This window comes from uncultured Campylobacter sp. (assembly GCF_938045625.1).
Taxonomy (GTDB): domain Bacteria; phylum Campylobacterota; class Campylobacteria; order Campylobacterales; family Campylobacteraceae; genus Campylobacter_A.
This window is the reverse complement of sequence record NZ_CALIAV010000041.1, coordinates 21095-34888: the sequence shown is the minus strand read 5'-3', so window position 1 is coordinate 34888 and position 13794 is coordinate 21095. Positions and strand designations below refer to the sequence as shown.

The window sequence follows — 13794 nt, the reverse complement described above, 5'->3', positions numbered from 1 at the left end:
TAAATTTGCAGCTCGGCTAGCGAAAATTTGGCAAGCGATTTAATTTATGCAACCCTAGCTACTCAAATTTGAAAAGGTTATCAAGCATGAGTGATTTTTTACTACGCCAAGTCAAGCTATTTTTAGGTATCGCAGCCGTTTGTGCTCCGCTATGCACGGTCATCTACTTCATATCAAAAGAGTATTTCGACGAAATTTTAGTCGGCATTTTCATCACGTATATTTTCCTGCTCGTTATTTTCGTTTTTAAATTCATCAAGCTACTTTTAGGCTTCAAGGACGAGAACAAAAAGCCCGTTTGGGAGCAAATTTTAACTTGGCTTTCCAATATAGTTTAGATAAGCACGATTAAACAGGATCTTGCCCAACAAACCCCTCGCCCGCTTTTAAAATTTCATCCCTTAGCTTCTCGTGTCCTGCCGATAGAGCCGCGATATTGGCTAGTTTTTCATCCTTTATCTGCGCAAATTCGCTCTTTAATGCCGATAAAATTTTATTTAAAAACGACGCATTGCCGAGCATCTCGTTTTCAAATTCGTATAAATTTAGCGACGTCAAAACGCGGTCTTGCACCTCGTCAAAGCTCGGGATAAAGAGCGCAAAGCCGTTTTGCTCGTGCGCACGCATCGAGCCCGCGATCTTTTCTTTTAGAAAATACACCGCGATTTTAACGGCGTTTTCGTAGTTTGCGGCGACTTTGAGGTTTAGCTTTTCAAAAAACAGCGCCGTTTTTTGCAGTCCTTTAAATTTCGCCGTCTCATAGTCTCGCAAAAACGTCCTATAAACCTGCCCCGCATACGTCCTAACGTCGGCAAATACGGTATCAGAGTGCGTTTCGTCCTCTTTTTGCGCGTTTTCAAATTCGGATTTATAAATCATAAATTCGTGCTCCAGCCGAGCATAAATTTCATCCAGCGCTGTGCCGATCTCCTCTTGCAGCGCGCTTAAGCCCCGCTTATACGTTCTAAAAAATTTGGCGAATTTCACGTCGTTGTAGATGAGTTTTGAAAACACCTCGTCGCTGTCAAAATCCACCGCCTCATACGTGCTAGCTTCAAAATACTCACCCTTTAGTAGCGTTTTTCGCGGCGCGTATTTATACTTTTTCTTGCTTTTTAGGCTAGCTAGGATTTCGTCTGCAACGAGCTTTGCGACGTGCTTTAGCTCGTTAAAGGCTAGCTCGATTTTCGGCTTAAAATTTTCCTGCACGGCTCTTAAATTTGACTCCAGCTCCGCGTCAAATTTCACGATTATCTCGCCCGCTTTTTCGTAAATTTTAGCGATTTTTTCGTGTTGTTCGGCATTTACGGCAACCAGCCTAGCGCACTTTTCGCGCACAAATTTTTCTTTTATCTCTTCGCCGCCAAAAAGTTCGCGGACTGCGCTTATCACCTCGCTAAAATTTGACTCTGCTAAAAGCGCATCGTCGCCGTTTGCCTGCGCCGTTACGGCCTGCTTTGCAGAAACCGCGATGATACGCTCGAAAAATCGCCCATATGTCGTTTGCGCGTGAGTTTTGAGGCGCGCAAGCTCGTCGTTGCTTAGCTTATCTTTTTGATTTAGCAAGCAGATCGCCGTTTTGCCCCCGCCAGCTAAAAACTCCTCGATCTGCGCGGCTTCGCTAGCGCGCGCGGCATTGTCGGCGAGGCTTAGCCAGATGACGCCCGCGACGTCTTTTAGCACCTCGTGCGTGACGGCGGTGTCGGCCTTTGAGAGCGAGTTTAGCCCCGGCGTATCGACGAAATTTACCAACTTTAAAATTTCAGAGGGTGCGTAAACGCAAAGCCTGCTAACATCATCGCCAAACACGCGCTGATCGACGAATCGCCCTATCTCCTCGACGCCTAGATACAGTTCCCTGCCGTTTTCGTAAAGCACGCTAAGAGCTGGCGCGGCACCGTATCTGATAAAGGTCGGCTTGGAGGTCACGGGCGTTAGGCCCGATGGCAAGATTTCGCTACCCAAAAGCGCATTTAAAAACGTCGATTTGCCGCTAGAAAACTGCCCGACTATAGCGACCGTAAGCGGGCTGGATAAAAACAGATCGAGTTTATTTAGCTCCTGTTTTAGCTCGGCGCTCGGGTGAAATTTGGGCTCGGTTAGCTCGTTTTGCAGACGCCTAAATCGCCCGTGAAAATCGTCCGAAAATATCTTAAAATACCGCGTTTTATACGCGTTTATAAACTCCTCAAACACTGTGCAGCTCCAAATTTATAGCATTTATCGCCTCGCTTTGCGAGTTTAGTCGCTCTAGCTCGCGCGAGTCTCGCCCGCTAGTTTTCGCCAGCTGGGCAAGCTCGATTTTTAGCGCCTCTTCGCTGGTTGCGAGCGCCTTTTTTTTGTCTTTTAGCGCGGCTTCGATACGTTTTTTAAACTCGCTTTTTTCAAATTCGCTAAGCTCGAAAACGAAGTTTTTGATCCGCTGGGCGCCTAAAAACTCCTCCGCGGCTACTTTGGCGGCCTCGGCTACGCTTTGCGCGCCCGAGTTTGCCGCGCTAGCCACCGCGTCCGCGACCTGGGCGCACTCTAAATTTATACCTTTTGAGTTCAGATAGTCGTTTATGCTAAAGATCTCGGCGGCCGTCGTTTTACCATCAAATTCGCCGAATTTTAGCGCGATATTTTGCGTGCACGCGGTGATTTGCCGCACGATTTCGTTGCGATTTTGACGCATCAAGGCGGCAACGCCGTCTTTGATCGTCGTTTGCGCGATGCGCGAGAGGCGTTGCGGGTCGATCTTTTGTTTTTTAGAGGCCGCGTAGTTTACGTCGTCTGCGACGCGCTGCTTTAGCGTTTGCGCTAGCGATCTTAGCCCAAGCTCGTAGCTAGCCGCGGTTTTAGCCGTATCTAGGCGCTCTAGCTCCTCTTTTACCGCGTCTCTCACGTCCTCTAGGCGGCTAGCCAGCACAGCTTTTTGCTCGTTTAGTTCAGAAAGCTTTTGCGACAAGCTCAAATTTGAGCCCGTTAGCTTTAAAATCTCGCTTTGCGTATCCGCCGCAAACTGCGCGCAGACGCGGCCGAGCTCCTTTTTATATGCCTCGATGCCAAGGCGAGATTTTTGGCTATTTTGACCAAAAAGCGTCTCGTAAAAATACTCCTTAAACTCCTCGACGCCGCTGTTTTGCCGACCCTCAAAGTAGCTTTTGGCGCTCACGGCAAAAAACTCCGCCCCGACGCCGAGCTCCCGCGTGCGCTCCTCGACGCTCTTTTTGGCGTAGGCGGCGACCTCGTTTAGCTCGCCCTCCTTTAGCACGTCCGCGTGCGTGAGCAGCACGGCGAGCCTCACGGCGTGGGAGTTTTGCAGGCTTGCGACGATGAAGTCCAGATCCTTTTGCGTGGCGCTTTGCGAGACGTTCATCAGGTGTACCATCAGGTCGCACTCCCGCATAAATCGCCGCACCAACTCCTCGCGCAGAGCCACAGCGTCGTCGATGCCCGGCGTATCGATGATGCGCACGTTATCCTTTAAAAGTTCCAAATTTTCGTAAAGCTCGACGCTTTTTACGAATTTAGCGTATTTTGAGTCCGCCGAGGTGTAGCGCTTGATCTCGTCCGTTTTAACGGTCTTGCTAGCTGGCGATTCGGAGCAAATCTCGCTCGCGCTAGGGCTCTCAAATTTAGCCGCCAACTCGCCGTCCGCGTCAAATTTGCCGTTTAAATTTTGCGCCGTTTCGCTCTCAAATTTAACGCTCAAATCGCCGTAGATTTCGGCTATATCATCATCTTGATCTTGCGCTATTCCAAGCTCTTTTAGCTCAGCCTCGCTCCAAAAATTTACCCTTGCAAAAGGCTCGGGCGCATACTTTAGCACGGTCAAATTTACCGTCTCTGGCACGTTTGAAGCGCCTAGGATTTTTTTGCCCAGCAGCGCGTTTAGCAGGGTTGATTTGCCCGCGTTTATGACGCCGGTAACCGCGACGTTAAACTCTAGCTCGTGCGCTTTTTGGCGCGCTTTTGCTGCCGCGTTTGCGACGGTCTCGCCCGGGTTTAGTGATAAAATTCGCTCGCAGATATCGTTTAGCGCGTCTATTTTTTGGTGAAAGACGTCTGATTTTTTAAATTTTGCGCCCTCTTGCTCGTTCCCTGCGGTCAAATCCGCGCCGAGGGTCTGTAAAAACTCCGAAAGCCTCTTAAAATGCGCGGCGGAGATTATGTTTTCGGTTTGCAGGATTTCTAGGGCGGCGAGGAGTTTTGAATTTGAGATTTTAGCGGATTTTAGAGCGTTTATCGCGCCTAGCTGGGCGCACTGCAGGCTGTATATATCGGCCTTTAGCCCAAGCGCGTGAAGGATATCTCTAAACTCCTTTAGTGCCATAAATCTATCGAAATTTGTAGCATCTGCCGCGAGCAAAACGGCGAGGCTTCGCTCGTCTGCGAGAATTTGCGTCTTGGGATCCAAAAATAGCTTAAGAGCGCCCCAAATTTCGCTTAAAAATTTATCCGTATCCACCGCTTCGCCTTTGGTAAAATTTGCGCCCGCAAGGTCGCTTTCGGGGCGAAATTTAGCACAAATTAAATTTAAACAAGCTTGGGCGGGTTATTTTCGTGATAAATTTAAAGCAGTCTGCGTAAAAAGCAAATTTGACGGCAAAATCGCGTCAAATTTACATAGCGACTCGCGGCTGAATGATGTTTTGATCAAATTTTTGCTCGGTGTCTTCGCTCATTATGCGCAAAATTTTGCTGCGTTTGATCTTCGCATCGTCCTTAAATATCGCGCGCACTTTGTCCATGCCTGCGTAAAAGTCACGCATGAGCACGACGCAGATGTATTTGCCAAAAAACGTCGGCTTTATTACGCCGTTTTCTTCGTAGATCGCGTTTACTAGCTTTAGCAAGCTAAGCTCGACAAACAGATCTTTGTTGATGTTTGCGTCGTTTTGCTCGTTGTAGGTTTTGATATCCACGGCGCCGTCAAAAAGCCTTGTTAAAAATGTATATTTTAGTCTCTCTTTCTTGCTAAATGCGCATTTTGCGATGACCGGACTTTGCCTACCCTTGATCTTTCTGCCGTAATCAAGTAGGTTAAATGCGTTTATCACAAGCTCGCCGTCTAGGAAGCTAAACGCACCGCTGCCAACACCAACGTACTCTAAATTTGAGCCCACGTATTCGTCGCGAAGGTCTGCGCTTTTTTCATTTGAAAATGCCCAAGCGTTGCTTTGTCTATAGCTGCTTTTAGCAAATTCGCCCACGATGATCTCGTAAAATTCGCGCTCATTATCGACGTTTGACACGCCCAGCGAGCGAGCGATGTTCTCTCTTGTTAGCTCTGATTTCATGAGCGGATAGAAGGTGATCTGCTGCGCAGAGATCGATTTTGCGACGTTTATGTCGTTTATGAGCTGCTCTTTTGTTTGATTTGGTAGGTTAAAGATGAGATCTAGGCTGATGACCGGGATCTTGCCCAGAGCCTGCTCCAGCTTTCTTTTCGTCTCTTCTGCCGAGCCAAATTTCTCATATCTGCCGACTCTTTTTAGTGTCTCGTTATCAAAGCTTTGCACGCCTACGCTTAAGCGGTCGATAAGCCCGTCAAAACGGCCGAGGCTCTCCGGCGAGATGTGATTTGGATCGCTCTCGGCCGAGATATATTCGATACTAAAAAGCTCTTTTGCAAGTTTTAACGTCTTTTCTAGCTCAGGTTCGTTGATAAGCGTCGTGCCACCGCCCACGTAAAGCGAGCTAAAATCAAAGCCGGCCTCTTTTATCTGCCTCATCTCCTCGCGTAAATTTTCAAAGTAAATTTTGGCAAGCTCCTGCTCGTAGTGGTACTTATGAAACGAGCAGTACGGGCAAAATGTATGGCAAAAGGGCACGTGAGCGTAGAGCATGTACTTTTTGTCTTTTTTTGGAGTTTTGGTGTAAGTCGTGGTCAAAATATCTATATTAAATTCGTTGTATAGTGATTTTTGAATAGAATTATGAGCGTAATTTACTGCAAATTTTTCTATAATATTCTTAAATCCCACAATTAATTCCTCTTTTTAATTTTTATCGCGTATTTTACTTAGGTTTTGCTTAAAATAAAATTTTAAGGGGCTAGTCTAACCTATTTAAATAAATTTAACGTAAATTTCGGTGTGGAAATTTACGGTTGCGCTTATATATCTTTTTTATAGACTGCGTTAAAATTTACCCAGTAGCCGCTCCAAAAATAAGATTTATCCAACGCAGTTTGAGCGATCTTGAGCGGTCGTGCAGCTTTAAACGAAGCTGTTGTTTTAAATTTTAGTCGTTGCACAGCCCCGAAACAAGAGCGGAGAAAAACAACGCCGTAAAGATAAATTTCAAGAATTCTTAAATTTAGGCCAAATTTAGCCAAGCGTCAAATTTGACCTAAAACCAAATTAAGCAAGAGCCTTAACGATATGCCCCCAGCCTAAATGCTCGGCTAAATCAGCCGCAGTCTTGCCACTTTTTGTGCGTACGTTTTTATCCGCGCCGTTTGCCAGCAGTATGTTTATGAGCGCTAGATTGCCCGCGAGTGCCTCGTGGTGCAGCTGCGTAAACCCGAGCTCATCGGCGTCCGTGAGGATACTTGGGTTCTCTTTTACGTATTGCTCAAATTTCTCGCGCACATTTTTGCACATCGGGTGCTCGGTCAAATTTTCCGGGTGTTCTTTTTGCTCGTAAACGACTAAAATATCGTTAAAATCACCAAAATCAAGCCCCCACGCTTTATCATGCTCTTTTAGCTCGCCCTTTTGCATACGTGAGCGCATCGCCTGCACGCTAAAGCCGCCGTACGCGCGTCCGCCCACGGCAAACATCCAGTCGCTCATCTCGTCTATTTTCGCGCTCACGCGGTCGCCGTTTTTTACGTTTTTCACGGCGTCAGGCTCGTTTACGAGCGTGCCAGAGATAGTCTCGCCGTCAAAATCCACGTCGTTTATCCACATGTGCTCGCCCACTTCCTCGCCATCCACGACATCTAAAAAGCAAATTTTAACCATCGCAAAATCAAGCCCGGGCACGACCCTGTGGCGCTCCCAGTAAAGCTCACGCCAAAAATACCTAAAACTCTCGCGTGCCTGCTCGAATGCGCGCTGCATGTAGTCCTCTTCGTTGCTTGCGAAATAAATCGGCATTTGCTCGCCAAGATCCACTTGTTTGCCGAAAATTTTCTTAAAAAAGCCCATTTTTTATCCTTCATTATTTTAGATTGAGAGTTAAAATTTCAATACGTTAAATTTGACGAACCGTCAAATTTTGAATGAAAAAAATAAAGCGACTGTTTCGCAAAATTAGGCGAGGTGATTTAAATTTTTGCGACGGGAGTTACCGAGTGGGTAATGACCAAGCGAAAATTTAAATCAACGACGCATAATGAAGCGAAAATGGCTGCTATTTTAAGTTTTTAAAACTAATCGGTAGCTCTAAATTAAGCCCCTTCACAAGCCTAATACACTCCTGCAGATCATCGATACTTTTGCCGCTTACGCGCACCTCTTCGCCGCGGATCGCCGCAGCTACTTTTAGCTTTGCGTCCTTGATTGCTTTGGTGATTTTCTTTGCATTTTCGCTATCTAGGGTGTCGTTTAGCTTTAGCGTCGCTTTGATATTTCCGCCACTCGCGCTCTCGCGTTTGCTTTCAGTCACGGCTACCGGCGGGATATTTCGCTTGATGAGCTTTGAGATGACGATGTCTTTTAGCGCGTCGATTTTATTGTCGCTAGAGCTTAAAAGCGTGATGATTTTTTCCTTTTCGTTTAGCTCTACTTCAGCCGCAAGCCCCTTAAAATCATATCTAGCAGCGATCTCTTTTTTTGCCGTCTCTAGCGCGTTTTTGACCTCCATCATATCGACCGCCGCGCTTATATCAAAACTATGCTCAGTTGCCATTTTTATCCTTTCATAAATTCTTTTATATTTTCCGCGATCATCGCTACGAGCCGCTCTCTAGCCTCAAAGCTCGCCCACGCCACGTGCGGAGTGAGTATCAAATTCTCCTTGTTTTTGATATTTAGTAGCGCATGATCCGCGCGCATAGGCTCGGTCTCCAGCACATCCGAGGCAAAGCGCAAATTTCGCCCGTCTATCGCGCGAACTACGGCGCTCTCATCCACGATACCGCCTCGACCGAAGTTCATCAGTATAGCGCCCTCTTTCATCAAATTTAGCTCCCGCTCGCCGATCAAATTTCGCGTTTTTTCATTTAGTGGAGCGTGGATACTCACGATGTCACAGCCGCCCAGAAGCTCGTCTAAATTTTGCCTTTTTAACTCGGCGTTTGCGTTCGCACCGCTAGTTGAGTAGTAGCTCACATTCGCGCCAAACGCCTCCGCGATGCGCGCCACGCCCCTGCCGATCTCGCCAAGCCCGATGACGCCAAAGCTCTTGCCCGCTATCTCGCCGATACTGCGGTCTAGATTCGTAAAAATTTCGCTCTTTGCCCACTCGCCGCTTTGCGCGTAATTATCGTAAAATTTGATGCGATTAGTCAGCGCAAAAAGGCAAGCAAAGGTATGCTGCACGACGCTAGCGGTGGAGTAGCCCGCGGCGTTTTTTACAGCGATGCCTTTTGCTGCGGCGTGCGCGAGATCGACGTTGTTCATGCCGGTTGCGCTTATGCAGATTAGCTTTAAATTTGACGCATCCATCGTCTCTTTGTCAATGACGACCTTATTCGTGATGACGACGTCCGCGCCCTTTAGTCGCTCTATGCGCTCGGCCGCGGCGGTCGTCTCAAAGCTAACAAACTCGCCAAACTGCCCAAAAACATCCAAATTTACGTCGCTTCCAAGCGTCGCGGCATCGAGGCAGACTAATTTCATTTTGCGTCCTTATTTGATAAAATGGCCCACAAATTTGGAGTAGTTATCTAAAATTTCGCCGCCTCTGCGATATCCCAGTGCGCACGCTTCGTAGGCGAAAAATACGCCCGCTTGGTAGCTATTTCCGGCGGCGTCTTTATTAAATTCATAAAATTCCTGATAGATCGCGCGGTTTTGTCCGTAGTCGCCGCCGTTTTGCGAGCTAATGCTGCCATCGGCCTCGATCACGCTCACGTTTGCGCCCTCTCGGCCGAAAACCGGCTTTTTCACGCATTTTTTGCCAGCTAATGGCTTGTCGCTAGCTTGCAGCAAAAGCGGGTGATTCGGATATAGATCCCATAAAATTTTCAAGATGCCTTTGCTTTGGAAAAGCAGCGTATATGCGGGATTTAGGATGATGGCTTTTTGATTTTGGACTATGTTTTTTAGGATGATAGCTAGCTCGCCTTCCTCTATGGCGATGTCCTCCCACGGCACGAGCTTGAACCAGTACTCGTAGTTTTCGCCGTCAAAAAATACGCCCTCTTCGTCGTTAAACACAACCTCATCGACGTAGGCAAACGCCGTGTGAAAACCCGCCTCCTCGGCGATATATTGCAGTAGCTTCACGGTCTGCTCGTCCTCGCTACTACCCGCAACCGAGCTAAATAAAATTTTCCAGCCCTCGTAGTGCTCGTTAAAGCTCTCGGTCTCCTCATCTAGCGTCACGAGGCGCTTGAAGTTTTGTTTTAGCGCGTCATAAAGGTCGTTAAACTGCGCGCTCTCATCCATGCGGTTAAACTTAAGCGCCGCCCACTGGATGATCGCCGTCTCAAACACGGCAGTCGGCGTATCGGCGTTAAATTCGATCAGTTTTATCGGTTTGCCATCCAGTCCGCCAGCTAGGTCAAATCTGCCGTAGAGGTGCCAGTGCACGTCGTTTTCCCAGCTTTCACGCACGAGATCTACGAGATTAAACGGGATACCGACCTCGTGGTAGAGGTTGTTGTCGATGACGTGTTGGGCGGCCGCGACGAACATATCGTATAGCTCGTTTACGGCGTTATAATACGCCTCAGCCTGCGCCTCGCTAACCTCTACTAGCTCGTCTGCTACGTAATCGCTGCCGTCCGGATCCGTGTGCCACGTAAAGCCGATCTCGCCTAAAAATTCGTTATTTAACGGGTTGATTTTTTTTAAATTTATCATTCTCAGCCTCCAAAACTTGAGCTCGAGCTCGAGCTTGATTTTGAGCTTGAGCTACTAGACCCGCCGAAAAATCCGCTCTTTCCGCCGCTTGATTTGCCCGCCGAGCTCGTAGCTTTTGCTTTGTTAAAGCTATCGACGCTCCTTGAATAGGCGCTTGGGTTTTTATACGCACTTTGGCGCTGCGACTGATAGCCCGGGTTGTTAAATAGCTTGTTACCGATCCAGCTGCCGATGATCGCGCCTGCAGCCGAGGCTAGAAGCGTCTCGCCAAGGCTCATACCGCCGCTTGAAAGTTGCGCGTTTTGAGCGTTTGGACTCGTCAAATTTGACGTTCCGGCGTCGATTTTAGCGTTTTCCTCGGCGATTAGCTTATCCATCTCCTCTTTGCTTAGCACGCGCTCGGTGCCGTTTATGTCCTTTAGCACGACGCGCGTTTCGCTGCTTGGGTACTCCTCTAGGACTTTATATTTGCCCGGAGCGGTTTCTTCGATGATGACGAAGGCTCCCGTTTTTTGCGCCGCTTCGTTTAGCGCGCTACTTTCGCCGCCGTTATCGCTGCTACCGCAGCCGGCCAATCCCGCCATCACGACCGCGCCAAAGCCGCCCACAGCAGCGTAGCTTGCTACTTTTTTTATGCCTTTAAAAACTCTCATTTTTTATCTAGCTCCTTTGAAATTTTCTTACTTTTTACCATTATCACGCCTTTTTTAAATTTGATAAATTTTGATTTTCCGATATTTTTTATGATTTTATTTTGCGTTTTTTTGAGGCTCTTGCCGCTTAAATTTTGCGATTTTAAAAACTCGGCCAGGCTCGTCCATTTGCCCTCGTTTTCAGGCTTGCTCTCGACAAATTCTACGTCGATGGGCGCTACGTATTCGCCATTTTGGCGAGCCAGTAGCGGACGCTCGAGCATACTTAAAAATCCTCTTAGCTTCTCGTCTCTTTCACGGTAAATTTGAGCTATTTCGGTTTTATTGTTTAGCAAAATTTGCTCTTTTTCGCGAAAAAGCCTATCTTTATCGGCTTGCAAATTTTGATTTTGTTCTTTTAGTTCGCCAATTTGCGAGAGTAGAAATTGATTCACGTCAAATTCGCCCGCTTTCGCAGCTTTTTTTGACTCCGAGCTTTTAGCGGATTTTGAAGTTTTGGGCGCTGATTTGGGTGCGGTTTGAGGCTCGTAGCCTTCTAAAACCACGTATTTTACGCCGTCTTTTTCAAAGGTTTTTAGCGTTCCGCGACGAATGCGGTTGTAGACGGCTTCCTTGGTTACGCCTAAGATTTCCGCGGCCTCGCTCACGGGCACTTTGGACATATTTTTCCTTTGATCGTTAAATTTGGCGTAGATTATGGCAAATTTTGGCTTTGATGCGAGTTAAACGGGAGTTTGAAAAAAGAAAAGGCCGCCGAAGCGACCCTTTTGGTTAGAGCTTCGACTCGTAGCGTCTAAGCATATATAGACGTTTAAGCATTTTCTTGCGAGCCGCGATTTTTTGTTTTTTGCGGATCTCGGTCATAGGCTCGAAAAAGCGTCTTGCGCGAACTTCAGTCACGACAAGGTTCCTGTCGGTTTGCTTTTTGAACTTTCTGTAAGCTTCGTCAAAAGACTCGTTAGGATGTACCTTAATACCAGGCAACGTCCTCACCACCTTTCAATTAAAATAGACGGCGATTATAGCAGAAATTTAGTAAATTTGAGAATTTATAAAAAATTAATAGCATTAACTCTATAATTTATAAAAATTATCACTACTTTGTAATCAGGATGAATTATGACAAAAGAAGAGTATAAAAATTATTTCAAATTTGCTAGCAAACGCTATATCGCCTACATCCTGATCACCTGTACCGCGCTCGTTTTACCGTTTATATCTATCGGCGGAAATCAGTTTTTCCTGCTAAGCTTTGAGCGCAGCGAGCTACATCTGCTTTTTGCCAAATTTAACGTCCAAGAGCTATTTTTGATGCCTTTCGTGCTCATTATTTTTTTTATTTTTATATTTTTTATGACGAATCTAGGCGGCCGCGTCTGGTGCGGCTGGAGCTGCCCGCAGACGATATTTCGCGTGATTTACCGCGACATTATACAAACTAAAATTTTAAAGATTCGCAAGAGCGTTTCAAATAAACAAACGCCTACCGAAAGCGGCGTCAAAAATGCGCTAGCTGTCGCGATATGGAGCGTTTTAGCCTTTGTCGCGGCGGCAAATTTTCTCTGGTTTTTCGTCCCGCCGCAGGATTTTTTGGCTCAAATTTCAAATCCTGCCGAGCATAAAATTTTACTCGGGGCTTGGATCGTTATCGCGGCGTTTTTGATATTTGACGTAGCATTTTTGGGCGAAAATTTTTGCATTTACGTCTGTCCGTACGCTAGAGTGCAGTCCGTGATGATAGATAACGACAGCGTGCAGGTCATCTACGACGAGACGCGGGGCGGTAAAATTTTTGAGGGACAAACCAAACTCTGGAAAAAACCGCCGGGGCCGCAAGACGAGTGCACGGGCTGCGAGGCCTGCGTGAAAATTTGCCCGACGCACATCGACATCAGAAAAGGCATGCAGCTAGAGTGCATAAACTGCCTGGAGTGCGTCGATGCGTGCACGAAAACGATGTCGGGGCTAAATTTGCCTAGTCTAATTAGCTGGACGAGCTCAAATTCGCTAAAAACCAAGCAAAAGGTGCGGTATTTGCGCTTTAAAACCGTCGGCTACTGCGCCGCCATCGCTATCGCCGCCGCAGCACTCGTGCTAATGAGCGCCAAAAAAGAAAACATGCTGCTAAACATAAACCGCACGAGCGAGCTGTATAAGGTGAATAGAGACGGCCAGATCGAAAACGCTTACGTGTTTTTGTTTGAAAATACCGACGCGGCGGCGCATGAGTTTTACTTTGACGTTAGCGCAAACGATGCCGATATCAAAATAAAACGCCCAAAAAGTAACATTGCCTTAAACGCAGGCGAAAAGAAGAAAATCGTAGTCGTATTAACGGCTCCTAAAAATGCCGCTAGAGCCGGTAAAAGCGCAAATGAAAAGATAACTATACGCGCCTATGCCGCAGACGAAAAAGAGAAAATCAACATCGTCAGGGAGACTATTTTTGCATACCCGAGGGACTAAAAATCATATTTTTATTGTATAATCCTTAAATTATAATTTTAATTTTTTAAAGGTATGCAATGAACGGGAAAATCACGCAAAGAAGCGCCGAAAGAAAAGAAAAATTTATCCAAGCCGGTATGGAAATTTTCCTCGAAAAAGGCTATGAAAACACGAGTCTAACGGATATAATCAAAAAAAGCGGCGGGTCGCTGGCTAGCGTTTATAAATTTTTTGAAAACAAGGAAGGTCTTTTTCGCGCTATCGTAGAACGCGGATTTGACGACTTTAGAACGCAGATAGACGAGAAAATCGACCTGAGTTTATCGCATAAATTGGAGGATTTTTTAATCAAATTCGCCTCTATATTTTTCGACATAATCTGCGACAAAGAAACGACGCTAATTTCAAGAGTTATGATGAGCGAGGGCGCGAAAAACGACGGTATGCTCGGCAAGGCGTTTTTGGAGCAAATTTTAAGTAAATTCGATAAAGTTTTGATAGATTTTTTCGAGCGCGAAGACATAAAAAAACAGCTAAATCCCGACATTTCGCCTTACGTAGCGGCTAAGGCGTTTGCCGCGGTCGTCAGAGAGCCTTATCATTATAATGCGATCTTGCTAAACGAGGATATAACGCTAAACGAAAAAGAACGCGAAGAGCACGTAAAAACGAGCATAAATATTTTTTTACACGGTATCAAAAAGCACTAAATTTAACGACTTAAATTTGAC

Annotated in this window: 13 protein-coding genes; 3 read left to right on the top strand and 10 right to left on the bottom strand. The window is 46.5% G+C overall.

Features of this window, described 5'->3' with window-relative positions; translation table 11 throughout:
- The first annotated feature begins 86 nt into the window (after nt 1-86).
- A complete protein-coding gene (locus tag Q0386_RS03700) occupies nt 87-338 on the top strand; it encodes a hypothetical protein (protein ID WP_298057551.1) in 252 nt (83 codons plus the stop codon).
- 10 nt (nt 339-348) lie between these two features.
- Here Q0386_RS03700 and Q0386_RS03695 read toward each other — a convergent pair whose 3' ends face one another.
- The 10 genes from Q0386_RS03695 to rpsU form a co-directional block, all read right to left on the bottom strand.
- On the bottom strand, nt 349-2196 hold the full coding sequence (locus tag Q0386_RS03695) for a dynamin family protein (RefSeq protein ID WP_299027256.1): 1848 nt from the start codon (nt 2194-2196) through the stop codon (nt 349-351).
- Entirely contained in the window at nt 2189-4450 is a 2262-nt protein-coding gene (locus tag Q0386_RS03690; protein WP_299027253.1) for a dynamin family protein, read from the bottom strand. Before Q0386_RS03690 ends, Q0386_RS03695 begins: the two co-directional genes overlap by 8 nt.
- 154 nt (nt 4451-4604) lie before the next feature.
- Complete coding sequence (locus Q0386_RS03685; protein WP_299027250.1) at nt 4605-5969, bottom strand: coproporphyrinogen III oxidase family protein; 1365 nt, start codon at nt 5967-5969, stop codon at nt 4605-4607.
- 378 nt (nt 5970-6347) lie between these two features.
- Entirely contained in the window at nt 6348-7139 is a 792-nt protein-coding gene (locus tag Q0386_RS03680) for a DUF2314 domain-containing protein (protein WP_299027248.1), read from the bottom strand.
- A 205-nt stretch (nt 7140-7344) separates the two neighbouring features.
- Entirely contained in the window at nt 7345-7842 is a 498-nt protein-coding gene (locus Q0386_RS03675) for a YajQ family cyclic di-GMP-binding protein (RefSeq protein ID WP_299027247.1), read from the bottom strand.
- Nucleotides 7843-7844: 2 nt separating this feature from the next.
- Complete coding sequence (locus Q0386_RS03670) at nt 7845-8774, bottom strand: D-2-hydroxyacid dehydrogenase (protein ID WP_299027245.1); 930 nt, start codon at nt 8772-8774, stop codon at nt 7845-7847.
- A 9-nt stretch (nt 8775-8783) separates the two neighbouring features.
- Nucleotides 8784-9959, bottom strand: coding sequence for a glutathionylspermidine synthase family protein (locus tag Q0386_RS03665; RefSeq protein WP_299027314.1), 1176 nt, complete (start codon nt 9957-9959; stop codon nt 8784-8786).
- Nucleotides 9960-9964: 5 nt separating this feature from the next.
- On the bottom strand, nt 9965-10615 hold the full coding sequence (locus Q0386_RS03660) for a UPF0323 family lipoprotein (protein ID WP_299027243.1): 651 nt from the start codon (nt 10613-10615) through the stop codon (nt 9965-9967).
- Nucleotides 10612-11277, bottom strand: a complete 666-nt coding sequence (locus Q0386_RS03655) for a helix-turn-helix domain-containing protein (RefSeq protein ID WP_122872916.1) — start codon at nt 11275-11277, stop codon at nt 10612-10614. The genes Q0386_RS03660 and Q0386_RS03655 overlap by 4 nt, the downstream gene beginning before the upstream one ends.
- 109 nt (nt 11278-11386) lie before the next feature.
- Nucleotides 11387-11599 carry a 30S ribosomal protein S21 gene (gene rpsU / locus Q0386_RS03650; RefSeq protein WP_002951513.1) on the bottom strand — a complete coding sequence of 71 codons (213 nt, stop codon included), beginning with the start codon at nt 11597-11599 and terminating at the stop codon, nt 11387-11389.
- A gap of 135 nt (nt 11600-11734) precedes the next feature.
- On the opposite strand from rpsU, the gene ccoG reads away from it, so the two are divergent.
- Together ccoG and Q0386_RS03640 are read left to right on the top strand one after the other, a co-directional pair.
- Complete coding sequence (ccoG, locus tag Q0386_RS03645; RefSeq protein WP_299027239.1) at nt 11735-13081, top strand: cytochrome c oxidase accessory protein CcoG; 1347 nt, start codon at nt 11735-11737, stop codon at nt 13079-13081.
- Between the two features lie 59 nt (nt 13082-13140).
- On the top strand, nt 13141-13773 hold the full coding sequence (locus tag Q0386_RS03640) for a TetR/AcrR family transcriptional regulator (RefSeq protein WP_299027237.1): 633 nt from the start codon (nt 13141-13143) through the stop codon (nt 13771-13773).
- Nucleotides 13774-13794 lie beyond the last annotated feature (21 nt).